This is a genomic window from Paenibacillus violae (genome assembly GCF_032461945.1).
GTDB lineage: Bacteria > Bacillota > Bacilli > Paenibacillales > NBRC-103111 > Paenibacillus_E > Paenibacillus_E violae.
This window is the reverse complement of sequence record NZ_JAWCUD010000001.1, coordinates 675872-701636: the sequence shown is the minus strand read 5'-3', so window position 1 is coordinate 701636 and position 25765 is coordinate 675872. Positions and strand designations below refer to the sequence as shown.

Sequence of the window (25765 nt, the reverse complement as noted above, 5' to 3'; positions counted from 1 at the left end):
TGATGACCCCTCCTCAAGAAGGTGAATTTGGAAAAGCTAGGTAAGCGTTTTAATACTTAATGAATCTTAACACCATCCCTATATGCGGGCAATCAGAAGAATGCGTGATATATTCGCTTAAAAGCCCGTAACTTCACAAAAACGTGCAGGAATCCCCCCTATTCTTTAAAATCATCCCAATAACCATCAATGTAAGCCTTTACATAGCGGTACGTGAAAAAGGGCTGATCACGTTCAATTGAACATGACCAACCCTATTGTTTAAATGTTAAACAAACGACTTTAATTGATGCTGTTTGGATATTAGTTCGTTCAAATCAATCTTCATTTCAAGGGCATCGCGCATCCCTTCGGCGTGCTCATTGAGCTGCCCAAGCAGCTGATTTTTCTGTTTCATCAACCAGTTTTCGAGCTGATTGGCATAAGCCTCTTCAAGCTCTGCAGTTTGAAGCTCAACAAATTGAGCGACCGGCGCCGTCATCCGGTTTTCCAAATCTGCTCTCAGCTTACTTTTGCCATCCCCTTCAAAAAATTGCTTCGGGTTCTTGAAATGACTTTGCAGCAATTTAAGTGAAATCTCAGGTGCTTCCATTTTGGAGCTGATTTCAGGCGTCACAAACGTGTTGGACTCGTATGAACCGCTCTCGAAGCCATCCATAACTTGGCGAAGCTGCTCTTCCCAACGTTTAACACGATTTCCGGATATCAGATTCATCCGATTCTCAACACGCAGCGTCGTTGCAAGCACTTCTTGCGAAAGATCATAACCGATCATGCGCAGCAGCTCACCCCAGGCCGATTGCAGCGCCTGCTTCGGATCTCTTGCTTCCTCACGGAACGTGGAGGGATTAAAGGCGTAATTGTACAATTCGCCAAACCGATACATCGTACGCTGCTTCACATAATACAGAAGTTCCTGAATCTCTTTCTTCAATTCTTTGAGTTCCGCTTCGAAAATCGTACGCTCAAGCAGTTCAGCACACTCCCGCTCAGACTGCTCCAGCTTCCTAAGCTGCTGCTTCCGCTGTTCTTCCCCTGTTTGCGCACTTTCCAGCCATTGCTGCATGGTGGCAATCGCGCGATGCAGCTCCAAATTCGCTGAGTGTATCGCAACATCGCTCAGTTCATTGAAAGTAAACTGCACAAACTCACCTTCGAACGGACGAATGCCCGACTGCGCCACAAGTGCTTCGTTGCCGGTAATTTTCCCTTCTGCCGCTAAGTAACTGGATATCGGGTAAATCCGCGGATTGCGGATACCGTGCTGCAAAAGATTTGTTTCCACATGGGTCATCACACCTTGCAATTCTTCCGGGCTTGCTGCAAGATCGGCGGCATTCACGATGAAGAACATTTTATCCATTTCAAAACTGTCTTTAACCCTACCAAGTTGTAACAGGAACTCACGGTCGGCCTGCGAAAACGCGTGATTATAATAAGTCACGAAAAGAATGGCATCGGCATTTTTAATATAATTAAAAGCAACGCCGGTATGGCGGGCATTAATGGAATCTGCACCAGGTGTATCAACGAAAATAATGCCTTGTTCCGTCAGGGGATTCGAATAATATAATTCTATAAATTCAACAAAACAAGACTTGGACTCATCCGCGACGTAGCTTGGAAACTCCTCTTTGGTAATTTTCAGCTCCGTGCCCAAATGATTCTGAGCCAGCTGCCAGCCCTTCTCGACGGCTTTGAGGAAAGAATAATGCGGTTTTCCTTTGGCTGTTACATCAGCAGGTGAAAGAGCGCCTATACGTTTCAATGAGGACGCCATATCGCTCGCTTGCACGCCTAAAATTTCTAGTGAATACAAAACGTCCTGCAGAATCGCGTCCGCTTTCTTCATCTTCACCTTGGCCGTGCCATGCGGCCAGCCTTCTTGCGGCGGCATGATTTTATTAATGGCCGCCGTCGTCGGGTTCGGCGAGACCGGCAGCACTCTTTCACCAATCAGAGCATTGGCGAAAGACGACTTGCCGGCGCTAAATGCGCCGAACAGCGCAATCGTGAACGTCCGCTGACGCAGACGTTCCGCTTTCTCGCGCATGGCGCGAGCGATCGACCGCATCGACGGCAGTCCGTCGATGAGCTGGGAAGCCGCCAGCAAGTCGGCGGCTTTGCGCTCCATGCGCCTGCCGTGTTCACCTGAGGTGAACGCGGTCGGCGCGGAGACCGCTGCCTCCACAGGGGCAGCGCCTGAAGGCCCTGCGGCCGCCGATGCTGTCGCAGCGGCCTGCAAGATCTTATCCATGGAGGTGACATGCAGCCCCCCGCTCAGCGGGGCGGCTGCTTGCTCCTCCATGGGGGTGTACTGCTGCGCGTCCGGCAGTGCCGGCGCAGCTGGCCTTGCCCAGCTCGCCATGCGCAGCAGCTGGGCCGTTGCGGCCGCCTCGGCTTCCTCGAGGCGGCGCAGTTCGCGGGCAGCGCCGAGGCGGCTGCCCAGCGCTTCCAGCTCGGCCGCAAGCGCAGCGAGCGCCACAGCGCTGTGCTCGCGGACCGCAGCCGCGAGCAGGTCGATCAACGCAAACGCCTGTTTGCGGTATTGCTGTTTAATATCGGACGCAACTTGCTTCATGAAATTGAGTGTATACTCACCGCCGAATGTGGCGCCTGCGTTGACTTGTGCTGCAAGCCACTCCGCCGTAACCTCCACGCGCAAAGCTTCAATCTGACCCAAGAGACCCGCATCATGCTGCCCTTGGCTTTGCGCAGCTTTCTTCAAAGCATCCCGCAGATGCCAATCCAGCTGCGCTTCCACCTGCTCCGATAAATCCGCTTGAAACGCGGTGAGCCGTTTACCCGTTTCCAGAGCCGTCTGTGCCGCTCTGGAGAAGAAGCCTACCTTAAACCCAGGCTTGCGACTCTCTAAATACGCATGAGCCTGATCGCGGGTCAAGGCCGGTGTAATGTTGGCATTTTCAATGATCGTGCCAACTTCCTTACGCAGCTGTAAGGTCAATGCTTCCGGCAGTCCCTTCAAGGTCGTCAGCTCCTGCTGCTTGGCAGCTGCCTGCGCCTCGACCTCCTGCACATCGCCTTCCTGGCTGATTTGCTCCATCAGCTCAGCCTTCTGAGGCTCATGCTGCTCAGCCAGCCATTTGCCATGCTCGTCGGCAAGATAGCGTGCAGAGGCGTTAATACTGAAGCTGCGCAGCTCGTCGCCACGCTCAATCAAGCGGCTTAATAGCCATTGCAGCTTCCCATACTCATTATGAGGATGGTTCGGCTCTTTCATGGTAACAAAGAGTAGATCATCCGGCACGATTCCCCAGTTCAGAAAGGCTTGTTTCGTCCCCTCTTGATACTGTGAAAATGGCAGTTCCCATTCTTTGTGCTTATCAATCATATTTACAATGAGATAGAGCGGTTTGCCCCACTCCTTCATTTTCTTCGTAAACGCGAGATTCACTTCGGACTGTACATGATTGTAATCCATCACATAAAACACGACATCCGCCAAGTGCAGCGCAGACTCTGTTGATTTATGATGGGCATCGTCCGTAGAATCAATCCCTGGAGTGTCCAACAGCGCTGTATGTTCGCCCAGAAAAGCAATGGGATACGATATTTCCACCGTTTCAATATCTGTGCCGTTCACACAATATGCTTCAAGCTCATCAAGCGGGATCGTATTCGTCATCCCTTGAAGACTTGCATGTCGATGTGTAACATGAGCGCCAGGTGCCCCATTGCGGATACTCACGATATTAGCACTCGTTGGTATCGGTGAGGAAGGCAGCAGCGGATGCCCGCATAGCTGGTTAATTAAGGTTGATTTCCCCGCTGAAAAATGGCCGCAGAAAGCGATGTTCATTCTGCCCGAATCAATCTTCGCTAGCAGCTGCCCCAGCTTACTGGCATTATCCAGATCCCCTGTTGTTTGCAGAATTAACTGCATCTTCTTGATTGCATCCGGCATGACCGAGATGTTTGTAATGATTGCTTGCGTCATTCGTCCGTTCCGCTCCTTATTTACCGGTCTTCTATCCAATCCTATATCTATGATGATACAGAAAAAAATCTCCCAGAGGGAGATTTAATTTTTTAGGACATAACCACTTTTTCTTTTTCAGGCAAGAAAATTTCAAAAACATCACGATGCTGCAAAATCGTAATATCCGATTCTTTGACTTTCATCACAACAACCTCAGTTTTTGTTTTCATCTTGTCTATGTAATTCTGAGGAACTTCACCTGATTCACTGACTGTAATTCCTTCAATGACTTTTTCCTCATTATCGGCTAATGGAGTATTAATCACTTGTTCGAAAATATCAGAGAATAACTCAAAACTATTGGTGTATACGGCGATGCATTTCATTTAAATCCCATCCTTTGTCTGCATATCATTTGTTTGTAATAGTTTTCCTAGTTGAGCTTGGTTTCATACGTTTCTTACCCTCGCGACAGTTATCCAAGAGTGGACATACCTCGCATTTCGGGTTTTGCGCTTTACAATGATAACGGCCAAAAAAGATCAGGCGATGATGGGTTTGCGTCCACTCTTCTCGTGGAACCTTTTTCATCAGCTTCTTTTCTACCTCAAGCACCGAATCATCGATGCCCGCCAAGCCTAGTCGCTTGGATACGCGCTCTACATGAGTGTCAACGGCAATGGCAGGTACTCCAAAAGCGTTGGAGACAACGACGTTTGCCGTCTTTCGGCCTACACCAGGCAGCTCGACCAAGTGTTCGTGCTTCTCTGGGATCTCACCATCAAACTTGTCCAGTAGTAACCGACACAGTTTTTGAATATTGCTCGCTTTATTTCGAAATAGTCCAATCCGTCTGATGTCTTGCTCCAGCTCCTCCAATGGAACGGCCAAGTAATCTTCGGGGCGCTTATATTTCTGAAATAAATCCAATGTCACCTTATTTACGGTTTCATCAGTGCATTGCGCGGATAGCAAAACAGCAATCGTTAATTCAAAAGGATTACTGTGACGCAGCTCGCAATGTGCATCCGGAAATAGTTCACCAATCGTATCCAAAATATGCCTTACTAACTTCTGCGTCATGTCTTTGCTTCCTTAGGGTCGTAATATTCTTCAGTTTAGCGAATTGTGACGTTAGAATCAATGCTTGTGAGCGTCAAAATGCGAACATTTTCTAAAAAATTGCCATATTTATTTTAAAAATAATAAAAAAACCGCCTGCAGCAGGAGACAAGCTCCTACGATACAGACGGATGTGACGATTATTTTGTTCAATTCTTACTTCTCAATCTCAACGATTTTATTATCCAGCACATAGATCGTGATTATATCGCCGGACACGAACGAGGATGGACCCACAATATCTGTTCCTTTATGGTAATAAGCTCTTGGATAAAGGCTATAGGAAGTCTTATCTCCAGCAGAAGTTGATTTCAAATACATTTGATTAACAACTGAGCTGTAGTTATCAACTTCTCGTTTTGCAGTAGCGGCCACTTGAATGATGAGCTTATCGCTTGCATCTTTCATGACTTGTACACGATCGCCCACTTTAATGGAGGCGAAATTATAATCCGATCCACCGTTCAGCTTCACGCCGAAATTGGTTCCTGCATTGATGACTTGGCTTTTCCCAGTAAAATCTTGAACCGTCAACGAGGAGCTAGCCGCATTCACAGCTGTTACTTTCCCGATTACAGGCGTTGCAATCTCAGCTCTGACAACTGTTGCACCATTGAATGAAAGTTTCACATAATCATCCACTACAAAATCATTGATCGAACCTGCGGTTTGATCCGGCTTCACAATCGGTACACCGTCAAGTGAGATGACATACTGCGAATTCGATTCATCCGTCACAGTAATTTGCTTGGAATTTACATTTGTAATAACCGTTTTGTACATAGCTGTTTTACTAGTTGTAATTTTAGTCACGATACTTTGGTCGAAGCTAATTTGAAGGGAGATCGTGTCTCCGACTTTTAGATCCGAAAGTGTACTATTTGGCTTATTCGCCAGCTCAACAACAGGTGCATACTGCAGCTTAAATGACAAGCTTTGACCGCTGTCTGTTTTTAGCGTAATATCGTTCGTTTGCAGGTTTAATTGCGTGATTTGCCCGTTTAGCTGCGTGGACATCTGAACTTGTGTAACCTTTTTCTGTGCAACCAGCAAATCTACATATTTTCCTACTGTAAATGTACCGCTAAAGTTAGATAAAGGAAGTTTCATACCTGCATATGAAATCGACACGCTATCCGTCAAAATATACGCATGAGGCTCACCTTTGTTATCAATAACCGAAAGCAGCTTCAAATTTTGATCATAGCCAACTATTTTAGCAAAATATAAATTTTCAATAGAGCGATTGGCAACTGTAATCAACGTTACTTTATTATTGAGAACTTCCAGTTTCAATTGATCTCCAGCAGCAAGATCGTAGATACTTGCGTTCGTTAATCCATTGATAACGACTTTCACATTCTCAGACAATTCATACGCATCAACAGGTTTACCCGTTGTTTTATTAATCAATAAAGTCGATTTATCTTCAGAAAATTCTTTAAAAGTTCCCTCAATACTTACACCGACATCCGCTTGCTTTTTAACAGAAATCTTCACTACTTCGCTGTTTTTAATCGTATATTCGACGACATCGCCAATGTGCAGGGAATTCAGATCCGCCAAACTGTTATCTGTAGAAGTAATGATTAAAGCAGAGGAGAAATTGTAAGATTCAGGTTGACCTGACTCCGTATCCAGCAACGTAATTTGTGCCGCGTCTTTATTCAGGTTTTGGATGGCTCCATTTGCCGTTTTGTTAACCGGCACTTGTTTGACGATGATAGACGTGTATTTGTCCGTGTTGACAATTTTGCTTTTACGCAATTGAATGGTACTGCCAGTTACAATGTCTCCAAGGCTGAGACCGCGACCTTCCGTATCCGTTACGGCCACATCTGAAGCCAAATCATAGCTTTCAAAATCATCCAGTGTAGCTTTCATCGTGCTCATGTTTAATTTGAGCAATTTGCCCTCTTTAATGTCCATCTGCAGTTCGTCTTTAATGATTTCAACATAGTAAGCAACACCATTTACTTCAACGATTGAAACTTCATATGTTTCTTGAAGTTCTTTTGGGTCAATTGCCGTATCATTTTTGTTTCCGTAGAAGACAGTATTTGGTGAGATCTTATATGTACTTGTATTGCCCTCTTTGTCCATTAGTCCAATGGTGCCGCTTGTGAGGGTGGTCAAGTATCCTTTTTTCGCATGCGCAGGCAAAGATGTTAACTCTTTCTGCGAGCGGCTAAGGAATGCAGCCATCTGAGCGCGGGTTACTGCGCCTTTCGGTTGAAACGTCCCGTCTTCAAAACCATCAACAACTTTCAATGCTACCGCAGCATTTACATATCCAAGTGATGTAGCGCTGATGGAGCTATTATCGTTAAATGTCGTTTGCGTCTGGGATAAGCTTTGGGCGAAAGCGCCTTTGCCAATCGCACGAATGACGATCTCTGCTACCCATTCCCTTGTTGCCTTGCGTTGTCCCCAATTTTCTTTGGACTTATCGCCAGAGCTTCGCTCTTTCTCTTCTTCGTTCGTAATTAATCCTTTTTGAAGCGCAACAGCGACATAGTTCCTCGCATAACTATCAACAAGCATAAAATCAGGGAAAACAGTTGTTGATGTCATGTTATTGACTTCATCCTGCAACCCCATCATGCGGACTGCCATAATCAGGACATCCTGTTGGGAAACTGAGTTTTCAGCACGATAGGCACCATCTTCATAACCTTCAATGATTCCTTCGAGGGCCAATTTCGAAATATGGCGAATTCCCCAATAATCTGATTTTACATCCGGGAACGAAAGTTTTACGTTATTTTTTGACGTTCCACTCGTGGAATCAGCGGCCAGAACCGGTGTTCCAGCTAAACTTGTTACAATTAAAGAACTTAAGATTGCACTTGCCAACTTCTTATTTCTCATCTCTAAATTAACTCCTCTGCTCTTCCATTTAATTAGGTCGTTTGATTGGGTAGGGAAGCTCCAGATGCCCCATTAAGCTGTCTACTTGTTTGCCATCCTTCAGGACGTATAAAGCTTTCACTTCCGGAAATTGAAAAACCGTTTTCTTCAGGGCTTGTAAAAACATTTCTTCCCCTGGGGCGCCCAATTGCGTTTTGGGACCAAACGTGAGATCCACTTTTAATTCCCCTTTGGTTTTATCAAAGGCTGAACTTGTAAACTTTAAGTCGTCAAATAAAGGAATGGCTTTAGGATCATCGCTCTTTTTAAGTGCGTTCAGGGCTGCACCATATACATCTGCATCCTTTTTGTAAGAGATCGTAACTTCTTTCTCTACAAGCTTCATTTCATCTTGATCGCTATAGTAAGCTTTGATCTTTTTGTGCAGCTCAGGTTCCGGTGTCGGAGTCGCCGCAACTGTTGGTGCAGGACTTTGAACCGTAGACGTTGAGATTGGGTTCGTTGATGTCTGCGGAGCACTACCGCTTACCAACTGGTTTTTTTGACCACAGGCAGTTATAGACAATGTAATGGCACTTACAAGAAGTGCCCCTTGAATAAAGCGTCTTGTTTGGGTCATTTCATACACTCCTTCGCGTTTTGCATAGCAAAACTAGCATCGTAGCCTAAAATTTAGAGTTCTTACCTCCTATTTGAGGTTCAAGTATTCTTTGATAGCAGCAACGAGAGCAGAGGCTAACTTGTCTTGGAACGCATCCTTGTACATCGCACTTTCATCGTTCTTATTAGACAAATACCCCACTTCCAGCAGAACAGCCGGCATGGTCGTTTTCGTGATGACTCTAAAATCAGCTTCGCGTACTTTGCGATCAGGAAACCCTATTGCCGGAATCGCATATTTGTGAATGACATTCGCAAAAGCTGCGCTTTCCGGTCTGTTGTAATACGTTTCTGTACCGGATACCGTAGCCTTGGCACTGTTACCGTGAATAGATAAGAAAAGGTCCGACTGAATGTTATTAGCAAATGATACCCGGTCATCCAGCGGTATGAACGTATCATCAGAACGAGTCATCAAAACATTAAGACGCTTGTCCTGAAGGAGAAGCTGCTCTACTTTCTTCGCCATAGACAGTGTAAAATCCTTCTCATGTCTTCCAGTTATGGATAATGCGCCAGGATCATTGTCACCGTGACCCGCATCAATCACGACAGTCAACTGATGTTCGGCGATCGTCGCTTTCCACTGATTAGGCAGCTTGGAAGGCTGAACCTTATAATCAGCAGTGCTTTTCAAATCCAGAATAATTCTTACGGTAGCCGGATTATCGTTAAAATTGGAAAAGCGAACTTTCTCGACCAGCGGATGCTTCGAACTCAGCTCTCCCGCATTTTTGACCAGCAGTTTCTTAAGAGGCTCATCTAACACTGTGTTAGGGAAATCCAATACAATCCGATTCGGATTGGCTAATTTCATTGATGTTGGTACAAGCGAACCGTCTTTGGCCGTTACCGTTAACTCCTTATCGGTCAACACGATAGATTGCACCAGATGAACATTCGGATCCGGTATGTTGGACCCTGTGCCAGTGCCTGTACCAGTTCCACTCCCAGTCTCTGTACCTTCTCCTGGTTTGACTGGATTTGTTGGATTGGTAGGTGTTGTTGGCGGCGTTGTTGGCGTGTTGCCATCTACGACATCTACCGGACCTGTTACCGGTTTGGAATCGCTATCGTCTTTTTTGAACATATGAACGGAAGAAGTGGATGCGTCCCATGTAAATTCAATACCCATTTGCTGTCCAATGAAACGGAGCGGCAGCATCGTATTGCCTTTATCAATGATCGGAGCAACCTCCATGACTTCCTTTTTGCCTTTAATCAACGCTGTTTTGCTATTGATTGTCAATTGAATGTTCACATCGTCTTTGACGATAGTTACTTTGCTCGTGGCTTCATCCCAAGTTACCTTAGCGCCAATTTCTTCCACGATAATACGCACGGGCACAATTGTATTTCCACTAACAATACGAGGTTGAACTTCATTCGAAACCAATCTTTTCTCATTCATAAAAAGCTTAATCGCACTAGACGCTTCCGCCCCCAATGCCGTAGTAGGCAGCAGCATCACAGAAACCAGCAACATGAAACAAAATGCAGGAATTTTCATCATTCACCTCTATATATTGTCGGAATTATGGTCGTAATCACAAAAATGAGAACTCTGTCTCTCAAAACCTAGCAGCAATTGTCCTTTATCTCATATTAGTCACTTAGCCCGACAGCAAAACCCCCGTCCGTTCGACAATCTAGTAATCTATTAGACGTATCAAACTACCAAAAGTTGCATAAAAAATTAACAAAAAAAAGACACATCCCATGGGGTCCCCATAGAGATGCGTCTTCGACCCGAACTTATTTATAAGCCAAACGCTTTGCGTGAGCTTTCTCGTAAGCCGTAATTTTGTCTTCATGCTGGAGTGTTAAACCGATATCGTCCAAACCTTGCAGCAAAAACTGACGACGGTGCTCGTCGATGTTAAAGCTAATTTCCAATCCATAGTCGTCTGTAAGCTTGTTGTTCTCAAGATCAACATTTAGCTTGTAGCCTTCATGTTGCGCTGTGCGGTTAAATAAATCATCCACTTGTTCTTCCGAAAGCTTAATTGGCAAAATGCTGTTTTTGAAACAGTTGTTATAGAAAATATCCGCATAAGAAGGTGCGATGATGACTCGGAAGCCAAAATCTTGAATCGCCCATGGCGCGTGCTCACGGGAAGATCCGCAGCCGAAGTTCGCTCTGGAGAGCAAGACGGAAGCGCCTTGATAGCGATCCTGATTCAGAGGAAAGCTCTCGATCACGTTACCCGCTTCATCCCATCTCCATTCGAAGAACAGGAATTGACCGAAGCCGGAACGCTCAATTCTTTTAAGAAACTGCTTAGGAATAATTGCATCTGTATCTACATTGACACGATCCACAGGACCGACGAGGCCTGTATGTTGTTTGAAAGCTTCCATGTTTTCATTCTCCTTAATCAGCCAAAATTAAGCTTGTTGGTATTCTTTAATTTCCCAATCACGAACATCATAGAAATGACCTTTGATCGCTGCAGCAACAGCCATCGCTGGGGACACAAGATGCGTACGTCCACCGCGGCCTTGACGGCCTTCGAAGTTACGGTTGGAAGTCGATGCACAACGTTGACCTGGTTGCAGAACGTCCGGGTTCATCGCCAAACACATGCTGCAGCCAGCGTCGCGCCATTCAAAGCCCGCGTCTGTAAAGATTTTGTCCAAGCCTTCTTTTTCAGCTTGAATTTTGACGCGGCCGGATCCTGGTACCACGATAGCTGTAACGCTAGGATCAACGGAGTATCCTTGTGCGATTTTGGCAGCTGCGCGAAGATCTTCGATACGTCCGTTCGTACAGGAACCGATGAAAACATAGTCAACTTTCAGATCTGTCATTGGTGTACCTGGTGTTAAATCCATATATTCAAGCGCTTTTTCAGCTGCTTTACGTTCATTTTCGGTTTCGAAGCTTTGTGGATCCGGAACAAGTGCAGTTACGCTTGTACCCATGCCCGGGCTAGTTCCCCAAGTTACTTGCGGAATCAAGGAATCAGCGTCAAACTCAACGACCCAGTCATACGTCGCGCCTTCGTCCGTTACATACTTGGACCATTCCGCAACAGCTGCATCGAAATCAGCACCTTGAGGCACGTACTCACGACCGCGCAGGTAGTTGAAAGTCGTTTCGTCCGGAGCAATCAATCCTGCTCTAGCTCCACCTTCGATAGACATGTTACATACCGTCATACGCTCTTCCATGGAAAGACCGCGAATGGCTTCGCCTGTATATTCGATAACGTAACCAGTAGCAAAATCCGTGCCATATTTCGCGATAACACCAAGGATCAAGTCCTTCGCTGTTACACCCGGTTTCAGGCTTCCCGTAATGCGAACTTCAAGCGTTTTGGCTTTGGATTGTTGCAGCGTTTGCGTTGCAAGAACGTGCTCAACTTCACTTGTACCAATACCGAATGCAAGCGCTCCGAAAGCACCGTGTGTCGATGTGTGGCTATCGCCGCAAACGATCGTTTTACCTGGGTGCGTTAGACCAAGTTCAGGTCCCATAACGTGCACGACACCTTGGTCGATACTGTCAAGATCGAATAATGTAACGCCGAAGTCACGGCAGTTTTGTGATAGTGTATCAATTTGTTGCTTGGAAATAGGATCTGTAATATTGAAACGATCCTTCGTTGGAACGTTATGATCCATCGTTGCGAAAGTCAAATCAGGTCTGCGAACTTTACGGCCTGACAAACGAAGCCCTTCGAATGCTTGCGGCGATGTTACTTCATGGACCAGCTGCAAGTCGATATAAATTACGCTAGGTTTGCCTTCTTCCTGGTTAATTACGTGATTATCCCAGATTTTTTCGAACATCGTCTTTTTACTCATATCCAGTCACCTCTTGTCATTATCCGCTCAATTTGTTAATGTCTTACCCTCATAACGTAGTTTAGCACGATTATCATCATTGCTCCAAGATATAATAACTATAAGCTTGATAGATTAATCCTATAATTTAATTAAACGTTGACATCATTAATGATAATGATTATCATTCTCTAAGTGGGATTGAAAAAGCCATCAATTCTATCCATTTATAGATACATATTTTAGGAGGGTTTATTTGTGCGTAAAATAGTAAAACCATTAACGGTTACAGCTTCACTCGTCATGCTTTTCCTTACTGCTGCTTGTGGTAATGCAGCTAGTACCTCCAGCTCAACAGCTTCTCCAGCTGCGACTGCTGCCGCTAAGGCTGCAGACACGGTCAAAACCATCACACACGACCTAGGGACCACAGAAATTAAAGGAACTCCTAAACGGATCGTCACTTTAGAGTGGACCTATGCGGAAGACCTGCTCGCCGTTGGTATTCAACCTGTAGGTTCTGCTGATAAAAAAGGTTATGCGAACTGGGTTAATGTAACGCCTGCTTTGGATGCTTCTGTCGTTGATGTAGGAACACGCCAAGAACCTAACCTGGAAACCATTACAGGTCTCAAGCCTGATCTCATTATCACCAGCACACTGCGTTCAAGCAAAAACTATGAGGCACTCAAGAAAATCGCTCCTACCATCGTATTTAACTCCTACCCTGCTGAAGGGAAAGGCGATCAATATGCGGAAATGGAAAATACCTTCAAAACGATTGCTGATGTTGTCGGTAAAAAAGCGGAAGGCGAGAAAGTGCTTGCCGACCTTCAAAAAGCATACACAGATACGAAAGATAAGCTTGCCGCTGCTAAAAAAGATGGCGCTGAAGTCGCACTTACACAAGCTTTCAGCAATCAAAACAACGCAGATCTTCGCATGTTCTTAGACAACTCTATGGCTGTACAAATTCTTCAGCGCATCGGATTGAAGAACGTGTTTAAAGCTAATAAATTTGAAATGTACGGCTACTCGACAGCTTCCGTGGAAGCACTGCCTGCCGTGCAAAACGCCAACTTCATTTACATCGTGCAAGACAACGATAATGTGTTTGAGAAACAACTCAAAGATAATGCCGTTTGGAAAGGTCTATCCTTTGTAAAAGAGAACAAAACCTACAAGCTGCCTGGCAACACTTGGCCGTTCGGCGGTCCATTGTCTGCAAAACTATTTGCCGAACTGACAGCTAACGCATTAACCAAATGAACCAAATCCAAATAAAATCAGACCCTTTCATACATCGGCAAACAACATGGAAAGCCTTTATCGTTTTTGGAGGAGGCCTTCTGGCTCTGCTTCTGGTTCTGTTCCTGAACATCACGCAGGGAGAAGCCCACTTAACCGTTCAAACTATCGTGAACGCATTGCTGCATCCACAGGATACCCCCGACCATCATATGGTTCGGGGGCTTCGCTTGCCGCGGGCGGTCATCGGCCTCCTAGCCGGAGCTTCGCTTGCGGTTGCAGGAGCGCTGCTCCAAACCGTTACCCGCAATCCGCTGGCATCCGCTTCAACACTGGGATTAAATGCAGGTGCTTATTTTATCATCGTGCTTGCAGCTGTTTACTTCCCCAGCTTAAAGTCGGATCATTCACTGCTGTTGGCACTCATTGGTGCATGCGGCGCGGCCGTCATGGCTTATTTCATGTCCGGAGGACGCAAAAGTACTCCGCTGCGCATGGCTTTGGCAGGCATGATCGTTTCACTCGTATTGTCTGCTTTTACAAGCGGTCTGCAAATTATGTATGAGAATGAGACCAACGGCCTGTTTATGTGGGGCTCAGGCGCATTAGGGCAAAATGATTGGCTTGGTGTACGCTACGCTCTTCCTTGGGTATTGATTGGGCTAGTTGCTGCCCTTTTGTTCAGTCAAAAGTTGGATATGCTGGAGCTGAATGAGGAAACGGCTACTTCACTGGGTGAGAATGTAAATTTAATCCGTTTCATGGCGCTTGCTGCTGCCATTTTGCTGGCCGGAGTGACGGTAAGTGTCGTAGGTCCAATTGGCTTTGTCGGGCTCATAGCCCCCCATTTGATCCGACTGATTGGCCTCAGACGTCATAGGTTCCTGATTCCGGGCAGCGCCATATGGGGAGCGGTCGTGCTCATTTCGGCGGATACGATTGCGAAAATGTTTCGCAGCACGCTTGGCGAACTGCCTGCCGGCTCCGTCACCGCCGTTCTTGGAGCTCCTTGGCTCATTTGGCTTGCTGTTCGCGGCTCCAAGATGCAAGCTTCGTCGGATAGCGGATCTTCGATGGGCGTCGGCTTCATCGGCAGCAAAATTCCATATCCCTTGCTTATTTTGCTGTCATCCGTCTCTCTGCTTGCGCTTATTCTGACCGGATTATCCGCGGGTGCTTTAAAGATTCCGTTTGCAGATGTCCTTGCAGTTCTATCCGGCGGCGGACCCGAGATGTCGAGCAACGTCATCTTTAACTTACGCTTGCCTCGCGTGCTCGTAGCCGCACTTGCCGGAGCCTCGCTTGCCATTGCCGGCTCCATGATGCAAGGCGCCGTTCGCAATCCGCTCGCCGACCCTTCCGTTGTCGGTGTAACGACAGGTGCTGGTATGGGAGCACTTCTTGTCCTCACCATCTGGCCAACGTCTTCAGGCATGTGGGTACCGATCGGCGCGATGGCCGGCGCTCTCCTCTCGGCCGGCAGTGTGTATCTGCTGGCATGGAAAAAAGGGCTGAATCCAGTCGTATTAATTCTTGTCGGGATTGCGATATCTGCGCTCGGATCAGCTGTCATCCAATTCCTGATCATTAAATCCAAACTCGGTGCTGCTCCCGCACTAACTTGGTTGGCAGGGAGCACGTATGCCAGAGGTTGGCTGGAGTTTTCTCAATTAAGCGTGGCAATGGTTATCCTTTTGCCAATCGCTTGGCTGCTTGGCCGCCGTGTGGATTTGCTTGCTTTTGGAGATCTTGTCTCGCTCGGATTAGGCCTCAAGCTGCAGAAAACCCGCCTGATTGCCGCAAGCATTGGGGTTACGATAGCGGCGATCGCAGTAGCCTGTGTTGGCACCATATCTTTCATTGGGCTGCTCGCTCCGCATGCCGTTCGGATTTTCATGGGCCAACGTCACCAGAAATCGGTTGTCCTGTCCGCTTTGATCGGTGCAATTTTGCTAGTCATTGCGGATATTATCGGGAAAGTGATCGCCATTCCCAAAGAGATCCCTTCCGGCATCGTTGTTGCTGTCATTGGCGCTCCATACTTACTGTTCCTGATGTACCGGAGTACAGTGAAGAGATAACATTTGGAAGTATTAAGAGGCTGTCCGCAAGTAGATTTATTCTGCTTGTGTGACAGTCTCTTTTTATTTATGGATTATGCTAAAATACGATCATGAGCTATGATAAATAAACACGTTTACCCTCATCATTCACTATAGGAGTTGTAAAATCATTGGAATTACGCCAACTACAATATGCCATTCAGATTGCCATTGAACGAAACTTTTCGCGAGCCGCAGAAAAACTTCATATCGCCCAGCCCTCACTCAGTCAGCAGTTGTCCAAGCTAGAGAAAGAGATTGGCGTTCTCCTGTTCCAGCGCAGTACAAACTCCGTTGAACTTACGCATGCCGGCTCTTTATTCGTCGAGAAATCACAAAAAATTCTTGATATGGTGGAGCAGCTCAAAAAAGAAATGGAAGACATTTCACAGATGAAAAAAGGACGCCTCGTCGTCGGCAGTATGCCAATCACGGGTTCGACCATTCTTCCTTTTGTAGTCCCTGTTTTCCAAACCGCATATCCGGATATCGAAATTTCGCTAGTTGAAGAAACTTCATCCAACTTGGAGACATTGACCATGAACGGGCAGACCGATATTTCTCTCCTGTCCTTGCCGCTGAGGGAAGAATCGCTTATTTATGAAACACTTTTGGAAGAAGAAATTGTCCTTGCCGTACCCCCGCGTCATCCGTTAACTCAGGCCAAAGAACCGATCAGCATCTCGCAATTGGAGAAAGAAGCCTTCATCGCCTTAAAGAAGGGGCAAGGTTTTCGAAAGCTTACGCTTGATCTGTGCCAAAACGCCGGAATTGTCCCTAATATCGTTTTCGAATCCAGCAACATGGAAACCGTCCAATCTCTTGTTGCTGCTGGGATGGGCATCGCATTCGTGCCGTATTTGATCTCAAAACGCAGCTTCAGCGAGCTGTCTCCCGTTCACCTTGCTTTGGAAGACAGACCGACCCGAACACTTGTCATCGCTTACCGCAAAGGCAGATACCTCTCCAAAGCAGCTGAAGCTTTCGTCACCACGATGAAAGAAGTTATGCGAACAATTGGATAGCTTTAAACGTACAGGAGGGAAACGAACTGCCATGAACAAAACACAGCGTTTGATCCAGCTTATGATGGCCGTTAATGAACGCATGGCTTTCACGACCAAAGAGCTCGCTCAAGAATTCGGCGTCTCGGAACGCACCATGCATCGCGATTTACAGGAGCTAAGCGAGCTTGGAATGCCACTGTATACGGAGTTCGGCCCGCATGGAGGCTATCGTTTGCTGAAGAAGCGGATGCTCCCTCCTATTCTGTTCACGGAACAAGAGGCCGTCGCGATGTTCTTTGCCTTTCAGTCGCTCCAGTTTTATGGAGCGCTGCCTTTTGCTTCAGAATCGACTTCAGCGTTAGGCAAGTTTTATCACTATCTTCCGACCGATACGAAGAAACGAATTGATGCCCTCAAGAGTCGTGTGTCATTTTGGACACCTACCCGCACACAAAGTTCTCCTTACTTGGAGCAACTATTGGAGGCTTCCATCGATGGTCTCCCCCTTCATATCACCTATGCTTCCAAAGATAGTGCTACGGAACGAACCATACAGCCCATCGGCATTTACGCATCGAATGGTTATTGGTATTTTCCATCCTATTGTTTTCAAAAGGATCGCATCCTGCTATTTCGCACAGATCGTTTGCTAAGCTTGACCTCTGCTGAGCCGGATCATCCTAGCAAAGATCTCATGAACTATACCATTCTGGATTGGCTGTCAGGTGGAGTAAGTCAAAAAACGGATTCTTCCGAAGAGATGAGACTTCGCGTCAAACTTACACCAGCCGGTGTCAGAGCTTACGAGCGAAGCAATGGCACGGATGCGGATGTCACGATTCATGCCGATGGGAGCGGAGAATTAATCAGTGAGATGCACCAGAGTAATCTGCTCTATTTCTCAAAATATTTCCTGAGCATGGGTGCAGATGCCATCGTTGAAGAACCACCTGAAATGGTGCAATGGATTCGCGAACAGCTTCGGAGTATGCTTCACGCATACAGCACCTTGGAAGAGCCACAAACACGAGCTTTTTTGCGCGTCTTCAATCCATGACAAGAATTGTCATAGTATAGAGTTAAACTATAAGTGCAAAGTAACTTGGTGAATGACAAATTGGAGGTATAAAAGGATGACAATAAGCAAACAGCTTCACGGTCAGGTAGCACTTGTGACTGGGTCTAGCCGAGGTGCCGGCCGAGGAATTGCCTTAGCGCTTGGAGAAGCAGGTGCCACTGTTTATGTGACTGGCCGCAGTACAAGAGTACAATCGACTCAGACAGATCTTCCTGGCACGATTGAAGATACTGCGGATGAAGTGACTGCACGCGGAGGCGTTGGGATTGCGGTTCGTTGTGATCATACGGTTGAAGCCGATGTTCAAAAACTGTATGAGCAAATTAAACAGGAACAAGGTGCCCTTCATCTTGTCGTCAACAACGCTTGGGGCGGTTATGAAGACATTGAAAAAGATGATTTTTTAGCGCCTTTCTGGAAGCAGCCTATGAAACGTTGGGACAACATGTTTGATGCCGGATTACGGGCTCAAATGGTGTCCAGCCGATATGCCATGTCCACCTTCTTCCTTGAGCAGCAGCGCGGCTTAATTATTAACACAGGGGTCTACTCCGACATTGGAGGAGATTACCCGGTAAATGTATTTTATGACACAGTGAAACGTGCAGTTGTAAATATGACCCGTGCTATGTCGCTCAATCTTAAAGCAAACCAGTTAGATGTAACCGCACTGGCATTAGCTCCCGGTTGGATGCGTACAGAAGCTGTGTATAAACATTATGGCCTCGAACCTGGCGATCCCGACTTCATGCGAATTGAAGAGTTACACGCTACGGAGTCCGTTGAATATATTGGGCGTGCCGTTGTTGCGCTGGCCTGTGATCCGCAGGTTCATCTTAAGGCAGGACAGCTTCACGAAGTTGGTTCCCTAGCTGCCGAATATGGTTTCACGGATATCGATGGTAGACGAATGCCGCCGTTTCGCGTCTAATTCTTTTGTTATTTCATGACCCATTTCTTATCAAAATTATGCCAATTCCCCTAACCCTTCCACCTCCTAAAGCATACTATATAATTAAATCTTATCGTTTCTCTAATTAATTTTGATAAAGAGATACCAAATGCCTAGGAGGCGGAAACCATGATGTTAATAGAAGCAATTGAGCAGTCATTCTGTAAATTGCAAGAACCCTCATTAGAACAATTAAAATCTGCACTTCAGTCCGTAAACAGCTTATTGCACGAGGTGCCTGATCATAAAACTGAACCCCTGAATCTTGCATATGGCCGCAATGTCATTTATAGCACGAAAGAGCTTGAAGTCATTATCATTCATATTCCCGCCTCAGCCGCAACAGCCATTCATAATCACGGAGCTTCGATAGGAGCTGCTTGCCTAGTTCAAGGCCATATCGTCAATTCTAAATTCCATCTGGACACGGAAGGTTACCCGGTTGTTCATAGCGATGATTTGATTCGAACAGGCGACTATTTTACGGCTCCGAAGGATCAAATCCATCAGCTTAGCAATCCTTTCCATGAGCCCGCCGTATCCATTCATGTCTATAGTCCACCGCTTACTGACGTTCATCGTTATCTGCCATACAGTGAAGTTCTCGATTACGTCATTTAAATAAAAGAGGCGTCCCAAAAGTCATTTGAATGACAAAGGGATAGCCTCTTTTGCCTGTTTTCCGCTGACACCCTCCAAAATAACGGAACTACAAGTCCTTATTCTGGTTAAAAACGATAATTCATAGCAGGAAGGGAACTACAGGGCCATATTCACCCCAATCACCTAAATCTCCACCATTGCCAGCGAAATAAGGGCCCATAGTTCCCCTTCCACTGCTCAACTGGCTGTTTTGACCAAAATAGCGCCCTGTAGTTCCACACATTCACTCGCTACAGCGAACTCACAGCAAAAAAGGCTGACCACAAGGTTTATCTACCTTAATGGCCAGCCTTTTTAAATTAAAACTGTAGTGAATTCTCGATGAATGCTTTTAATTCTGAAATTGGCATCCGTGTTTGTTCCATCGTGTCACGATCACGAACCGTTACTTGACCATCTGTCTCGGACTCGAAATCGTACGTGATACAGAATGGCGTACCGATTTCATCGTGACGACGATATCTTTTACCGATTGAACCTGTATCATCATAGTCAACCATGAAATGTTTCGCCAGATCAGCAAAAACGGCTTGCGCGCCATCATTCAACTTTTTGGAAAGTGGGAAAATAGCCGCCTTGATCGGAGCTAGCGCAGGGTGGAAATGAAGCACAGTACGGCTGTCATCGCCTTCCAGCTTTTGCTCTTCGAACGCGTCAATCAACAGCGCCAACGTTACACGGTCCGCACCAAGGGACGGCTCGATGCAATAAGGAACATAACGCTCATTCGTTTCTTGATCGATATAGTTGAAATCTTCACCGGAATGCTCCATGTGCTGTTTCAAATCGAAATCCGTACGATCCGCAATACCCCAAAGCTCGCCCCAACCAAACGGGAATTTGTACTCAATATCAGTCGTAGCATTACTGTAGTGAGACAACTCATCTTCATTATGGTCACGCAAACGAAGGTTTTCACCTTTAGCGCCCAATGACAGCAGCCAGTTGTGGCAGAAGCTTCTCCAGTACTCGAACCATTTCATATCCTCGCCCGGTTTGCAGAAGAACTCAAGCTCCATTTGTTCAAATTCACGTGTACGGAACGTAAAGTTACCCGGCGTGATCTCATTGCGGAAGCTTTTACCGATTTGGCCGATACCGAATGGCAGCTTTTTGCGCATCGTGCGCTGTACATTTTTAAAGTTAACAAAAATACCTTGAGCTGTTTCAGGACGTAGGTAAACAACATTGGAACTTGCTTCTGTTACGCCTTGGAACGTTTTGAACATCAAGTTGAACTGACGAATATCCGTGAAATCTTTGCTGCCGCAATCCGGGCAAACAATGTTATGCTCGACAATCAGCTTCATCATATCATCGAACGTCATACCGTCTACGACGATTTCGATGTCTTTTTCAGCCAGTTTGTTCTCAATCAGCTTATCCGCACGGTGGCGTGCTTTACAGTTTTTGCAATCAATCATCGGATCGTTGAAGTTTCCAACGTGACCGGAAGCGACCCAAGCCTGTGGATTCATCAGAATGGCAGCGTCAAGACCTACGTTGTACGGGGATTCCTGAACGAATTTTTTCCACCAAGCGCGTTTGATATTATTTTTCAACTCAACACCTAACGGACCGTAATCCCATGTGTTGGCCAAACCGCCATAAATTTCAGAACCCGGGAATACAAAACCTCTGTGCTTTGCTAATGCGACAACTTGATCCATAGTAACACTCATTGTTCATTCGCTCCTTCAGCTTATCATAATGGGACTAAGCCCTAAGACGTCCGTTTGGATATGAGCACGCAAAAAAAGCTCCACATCCAAAGGCATCAAATCATGCCTAGGGACGAGAGCCTTACGCACCCGCGGTTCCACCCTAGTTGATACATCTGTAAAAGCCCTGTATCCCCTTTATCGTATCGGCTCCGGATAGCCTTTTCCTTGAGCTCCTGTCTGGGCTCTCACCGTCCCCAGCTCGCTGAACAAGAAGTTGTTCAAGTACTATTCATCCTTCACTGCCGCAATTGATCATTCAATTGGCTTTAGTTTACAGAAAAACCGACAAAAAATCAAATGCTTACCGCCTAATTCAAAAAAATTAATATAAATGCGGACGGCGGTCCTCGAAGACCGGAATTTTAGCTCTTACACGCACTACTTCTTCCAGATCAATCGTTGAGTGCAAAATCGCTTCGCTCTCATCGCCTTCCACCAGCACTTCGCCCCAAGGGTCAATGACCATGGAATGTCCGAAGAAGCTCGTTGTCCCGCTCGTTCCGACACGATTGCAAGAAACGACGTACATTTGATTCTCAATCGCTCTAGCCATAAGCAGCGTGCGCCAGTGATGCAGTCGCGGATGAGGCCACTCGGCAGGAACGAATAAAATTCTAGCGCCATCAAGCGCTAATTTGCGTGCCAGCTCCGGGAAACGGATGTCGTAGCAAATCATTGCGCCAGCCGGTACGCCTTCGAGCTCAAACCGGCCAAGCTGGTCGCCGCTGTGCAGAAATTTCTCTTCGTCCATTAAGCGGAACAAATGAATTTTGGAATACTCCGCAATTTCCGCTCCTTCGCGATCAAACGCATAAATCGTGTTCAACACACGGTCTTCTTTTTTATCGGCAATTGAGCCGCCTATGATATTCACATGGTTCGCCTTGGCAAAACTGCTCAATAGCGATTTTGTCCGCTCCCCGTTCACATCTGCAAGTTGCTGAATTTCCGTCAAGGCATAGCCGGTGTTCCACATCTCAGGAAAAACAATGACATCCGGTTTCGGATCGTTTTGCACAGCCTCTTGGAGCAGCATCTCCAATCGTGCAAAGTTCCTATCTGGTTCACCGATCGTGATATCCATTTGTATAAGTGCCAAGTGAAGCTGCTTGGTTTCTGACATACTGTAAATACTCCTTCCAGTGGGCCTAAATAGCCATTACTGTTATCCATCATAATCGAAAATCGGTTTGAACCCAAGTGCTGGCTTAAGACGGCCTGAATGCTTTCGATTGACCTCTTGCTATGCTAAGCGTTTTCCAGCCTTGTTGGCTGGCCAAGTGTTTGCTCAAGAAAACTATTTGTCCTACATGGTAACCGTAATGAGAAACCTGGCGCTGAATGCCTTGGATGACTGTATGCTCTTGTCCGCGAATGCGAATGATACGCAGAACATCTTCTGGTGTTAGGGAATGTAGGGCATCAAACAGCACCTTCCACCCTTCCTCCCACAAAGAAATAAGCTCCTCCCGTGAGAAACGGCTGCTCTCGAATTCCTTGTCGCGCTCCCGCGTTTCCTTTTCCCCGTCCAATGTTAGAAAATCGACCCAACGGGATAACATATTCCCATGCATGTGTTTGATCAACACTTCCAAAGAGTTCGATTCTTCATCTATGGCTTGATAAAAATGTTCATCCGCTGCTTGCGCAAATGCTTGATCCGCCAGTTTTTTCATACTTTCAAATGCACGAATCGACTCCTGCAAAAAAACTTGAGCAACTTGTGATTGGTCCGACATAGCTCTCATCACCTTTCCACAGCTTTTGAACTAACTGTATGACAAGACTAGTCCGTTGTAAAATCGATTTTTTTCATCACTATGAAAAATAGACTAATCATGTTACATTTAGGTTATTAATTAAAATCCCGACCTCCGGAGTGTGAATTAAAGACGTGACTACACTATCTACACAAACAAGTGCTTTCCCCATACAGCCTGCTGAACGTATGAAAGGTTTGCCTACCCAATTTTTCGCTACGCTCGTAGGCAAAGCGAACGAACAAATTGCCTTAGGACATGATGTCATCAATCTGGGACAAGGTAACCCGGATCGCCCAACGCCGCCTCATATCGTAGCTTCGATGCAGGAAGCAGCAGCTAATCCTTTGTATCATAAATACCCGCCTTTCAGTGGTTTTCCATTTCTGAAACAAGCGATTGCACAGCGTTACAAGGAAGATCATCAAGTTGATCTGGATCCAGATACAGAAGTTGCTATTCTTTTCGGCGGCAAAACAGGACTCATCGAGATCGCTCAGTGCTTGCTGAACCCTGGCGATGTTTGCCTTGTACCTGACCCGGGTTATCCCGATTATTGGTCAGGTGTGGCATTAGCCGGAGCGGAGATGGCTTTCATGCCTTTGCGAGAAGAAAATAACTTTCTTCCGGACTACTCGGCATTGAAGCAAACCGATCTGGACCGTGCGAAGCTCATGTTCATCAACTATCCGAACAATCCGACTGGCGCTACGGCACCCGCTTCCTTCTATGAAGAAACGGTCCAATTCGCGCAGCGCAACGGCGTGGTCGTAGCCAGTGATTTTGCTTACGGTGCCATTGGGTTTGACGGCGAGAAACCGATCAGCTTCCTACAGACGCCTGGCGCCAAAGAAGTTGGCATCGAGTTCTATACACTCTCCAAAACGTATAACATGGCTGGTTGGCGCGTAGGTTTTGCGCTGGGTAACAAGGAAGTCATCCGCCTCATCAACTTAATGCAGGATCATTACTACTGCTCCTTGTTCGGCGGCATTCAAGCTGCTGCGGCAACGGCACTTACCGCTTCGCAAGATTGCGTCAGCGAGCTTCGGGATGTCTATGAAAGCCGTCGTAATGCTTTGTACACCGCTTTAGCTAACATTGGCTGGAATGCCCGTCCTTCCCAGGGCTCCTTCTTCTCTTGGCTGCCGGTTCCGAAGGGACACACGTCACAAAGCCTTGCCGATCTGCTTCTTCAGGAAGCAAAAGTTGTCGTCGCGCCAGGCATTGGCTTCGGTACACATGGCGAGGGTTATGTTCGTCTTGGCCTCTTATCTTCAGAAGAAAGATTAGCAGAAGCTGTACAGCGCATAGGAAAACTGAACCTATTCGGTTAGTAAAAATAGAGGCTTCTGCTTCTTTACAAACACTTGTACCCCGTGCTATTCTATATAGAACCAAAAAAGGAAGTCTTCCAAAACTTCTATATCGCAATGTTATGATGGGAATAGTAGGAACGATCAGCACGTAAACAGAGAGTAAGCTCCACCGACTGAGAGAGCTTGCCGTGAACCGATTCCGAACCCGCCCCTGAACCGTCAACGATGAGTTGAACAGTCCCCTGCTGTTATCCAGGGAATCTAGAGTTGGGTGCAGCCTTTTTGGCGTGCGCCAATCTAAGGTGGTACCGCGGAAGCTACAGACTTTCGTCCTTATGTTATGAGGACGGGAGTCTTTTTTTATATCTACATATTGCTCAAATAAAGGATGGGATCGTAATGACACAGCGCATCGTCGTGAAAATCGGCAGTTCTTCTTTAACTTCAGATACGGGTGGTTTGAATCCCGATAAAATCCGCTTTTTCGCATCGGAACTGGCGCAATTGCAGAAGGACGGCAACCAAGTCCTGCTCGTGACATCCGGCGCAGTAGCCGCAGGCTTCACCTCCCTTGGGTACCGCACGCGGCCCAAAGTGCTGCACGAGAAGCAAGCCGCTGCCGCTGTAGGGCAGGCGCTGCTCATGCAGGCGTACCATGAAGCCTTTGCGTCCCACGGTATCAGCGTGGCGCAAATTTTGCTGACCCGGTACGACTTCTCCAACCGCAAGCGCGTCCAGAACGCGCTGATGACCATCGACGAGCTGCTGCATCGCGGCGTCGTTCCGATTATCAACGAGAATGACACCGTCTCGGTGGATGAGCTTAAATTCGGCGACAATGATACTTTGTCAGCCTTGGTTGGCAATTTGGTGAAGGCCAGCAAATTGATCATCATTACAGATATGGACGGCCTGTACACGGACGATCCACGCAAAAACGCGAACGCTCAGCGTATCGATCGCGTAGCCGCCATCAGCGATGAGCTGTTCAGCTTCGCTGGAGGATCAGGGAGCGCGGTCGGCACCGGCGGCATGCGCTCGAAGGTTGAAGCCGCCCGCATCGCGATGCGCGGGGGCGTACCGGTCTTTATCGGGCGCGTGCTGGAGCCCGGCGATCTGCCGATTGCCGTCGGCGGCAGCGGCAAGGGCACGTACTTTGACACGGCGCTGAATAATCTGCCGGTGAAGAAACAATGGGTCGGCTTCCACTCGCTGCCCCAAGGCCAAATCCTCGTCGATCCTGGCGCGAGATCGGCCCTGATGAGCGGCGGCAAGAGCCTGCTCCCCGCCGGCATTATTGGAGCTACCGGGGATTTCCACCCCGGAGACGTGGTCGAAGTGCTCAGCAACGAAGGCTCGCTGCTCGGACGCGGTGTAGTCAACTACGCTGCTTGGCAAATACAAGCAGCTGCAGGACTATCCACCGAAGAAGTGCAGAAGCGCGTCGAAGTGGCAAGAATTGAAGTCATTCACCGGGATGAATGGGTTCCACTTGCTTAAATTGATTATGGAAAGTGAGGCACACCAAAG

Annotated in this window: 19 protein-coding genes; 8 read left to right on the top strand and 11 right to left on the bottom strand. The window is 46.9% G+C overall.

The features are described 5' to 3' along the window. Positions 1-268 precede the first annotated feature (268 nt). From RQP52_RS03020 to leuC, 8 genes are all read right to left on the bottom strand, one after another. On the bottom strand, positions 269-3958 hold the full coding sequence (locus RQP52_RS03020) for a dynamin family protein (RefSeq protein ID WP_315949365.1): 3690 nt from the start codon (positions 3956-3958) through the stop codon (positions 269-271). 92 nt (positions 3959-4050) lie between these two features. Beyond that, the gene (locus RQP52_RS03015; RefSeq protein WP_315949363.1) at positions 4051-4326 is read right to left on the bottom strand and encodes an NAD/NADP transhydrogenase alpha subunit; all 276 of its coding nucleotides are present in this window, start codon (positions 4324-4326) and stop codon (positions 4051-4053) included. 25 nt (positions 4327-4351) lie between these two features. After that, entirely contained in the window at positions 4352-5023 is a 672-nt protein-coding gene (gene nth / locus RQP52_RS03010; RefSeq protein WP_315949361.1) for an endonuclease III, read from the bottom strand. Between the two features lie 195 nt (positions 5024-5218). Beyond that, a complete protein-coding gene (locus RQP52_RS03005) occupies positions 5219-7933 on the bottom strand; it encodes an S-layer homology domain-containing protein (protein WP_315949359.1) in 2715 nt (904 codons plus the stop codon). A gap of 28 nt (positions 7934-7961) precedes the next feature. Then, positions 7962-8552 (bottom strand): GerMN domain-containing protein, encoded by a 591-nt coding sequence (locus RQP52_RS03000; protein ID WP_315949357.1) that lies wholly within the window; start codon positions 8550-8552, stop codon positions 7962-7964. A 69-nt stretch (positions 8553-8621) separates the two neighbouring features. Further along, a complete protein-coding gene (locus RQP52_RS02995; protein WP_315949356.1) occupies positions 8622-10079 on the bottom strand; it encodes an N-acetylmuramoyl-L-alanine amidase family protein in 1458 nt (485 codons plus the stop codon). Positions 10080-10348: 269 nt separating this feature from the next. Next, positions 10349-10954, bottom strand: coding sequence for a 3-isopropylmalate dehydratase small subunit (gene leuD / locus RQP52_RS02990; protein ID WP_315949355.1), 606 nt, complete (start codon positions 10952-10954; stop codon positions 10349-10351). A gap of 27 nt (positions 10955-10981) precedes the next feature. After that, entirely contained in the window at positions 10982-12403 is a 1422-nt protein-coding gene (gene leuC, locus RQP52_RS02985; RefSeq protein WP_315949353.1) for a 3-isopropylmalate dehydratase large subunit, read from the bottom strand. A gap of 237 nt (positions 12404-12640) precedes the next feature. Here leuC and RQP52_RS02980 point away from each other — a divergent pair, with 237 nt between their 5' ends. The 6 genes from RQP52_RS02980 (at position 12641) to RQP52_RS02955 (ending at position 19390) form a co-directional block, all read left to right on the top strand. Beyond that, a complete protein-coding gene (locus RQP52_RS02980) occupies positions 12641-13651 on the top strand; it encodes an ABC transporter substrate-binding protein (protein WP_315949352.1) in 1011 nt (336 codons plus the stop codon). Then, positions 13648-15711, top strand: a complete 2064-nt coding sequence (fhuB, locus tag RQP52_RS02975) for a Fe(3+)-hydroxamate ABC transporter permease FhuB (RefSeq protein ID WP_315949350.1) — start codon at positions 13648-13650, stop codon at positions 15709-15711. The genes RQP52_RS02980 and fhuB overlap by 4 nt, the downstream gene beginning before the upstream one ends. 152 nt (positions 15712-15863) lie before the next feature. Continuing rightward, complete coding sequence (locus tag RQP52_RS02970) at positions 15864-16757, top strand: LysR family transcriptional regulator (protein WP_315949348.1); 894 nt, start codon at positions 15864-15866, stop codon at positions 16755-16757. 31 nt (positions 16758-16788) lie between these two features. After that, positions 16789-17796, top strand: coding sequence for a helix-turn-helix transcriptional regulator (locus RQP52_RS02965; RefSeq protein WP_315949346.1), 1008 nt, complete (start codon positions 16789-16791; stop codon positions 17794-17796). 76 nt (positions 17797-17872) lie between these two features. Beyond that, a complete protein-coding gene (locus RQP52_RS02960; RefSeq protein ID WP_315949345.1) occupies positions 17873-18748 on the top strand; it encodes an SDR family NAD(P)-dependent oxidoreductase in 876 nt (291 codons plus the stop codon). Positions 18749-18898: 150 nt separating this feature from the next. Continuing rightward, positions 18899-19390, top strand: coding sequence for a cysteine dioxygenase (locus RQP52_RS02955; protein WP_315949343.1), 492 nt, complete (start codon positions 18899-18901; stop codon positions 19388-19390). 341 nt (positions 19391-19731) lie between these two features. Here RQP52_RS02955 and RQP52_RS02950 read toward each other — a convergent pair whose 3' ends face one another. The 3 genes from RQP52_RS02950 to RQP52_RS02940 form a co-directional block, all read right to left on the bottom strand. After that, positions 19732-21114 carry a glycine--tRNA ligase gene (locus RQP52_RS02950; RefSeq protein WP_157320039.1) on the bottom strand — a complete coding sequence of 461 codons (1383 nt, stop codon included), beginning with the start codon at positions 21112-21114 and terminating at the stop codon, positions 19732-19734. A gap of 364 nt (positions 21115-21478) precedes the next feature. Then, positions 21479-22279 carry a carbon-nitrogen family hydrolase gene (locus tag RQP52_RS02945; protein ID WP_315949341.1) on the bottom strand — a complete coding sequence of 267 codons (801 nt, stop codon included), beginning with the start codon at positions 22277-22279 and terminating at the stop codon, positions 21479-21481. 85 nt (positions 22280-22364) lie between these two features. After that, positions 22365-22895, bottom strand: coding sequence for a DUF1572 family protein (locus tag RQP52_RS02940; protein ID WP_315949339.1), 531 nt, complete (start codon positions 22893-22895; stop codon positions 22365-22367). 155 nt (positions 22896-23050) lie between these two features. On the opposite strand from RQP52_RS02940, the gene RQP52_RS02935 reads away from it, so the two are divergent. Both RQP52_RS02935 and proB read left to right on the top strand, forming a co-directional pair. Next, complete coding sequence (locus tag RQP52_RS02935) at positions 23051-24253, top strand: pyridoxal phosphate-dependent aminotransferase (protein ID WP_315949337.1); 1203 nt, start codon at positions 23051-23053, stop codon at positions 24251-24253. A 381-nt stretch (positions 24254-24634) separates the two neighbouring features. Continuing rightward, the gene (proB, locus tag RQP52_RS02930) at positions 24635-25735 is read left to right on the top strand and encodes a glutamate 5-kinase (RefSeq protein WP_315949335.1); all 1101 of its coding nucleotides are present in this window, start codon (positions 24635-24637) and stop codon (positions 25733-25735) included. Positions 25736-25765 lie beyond the last annotated feature (30 nt).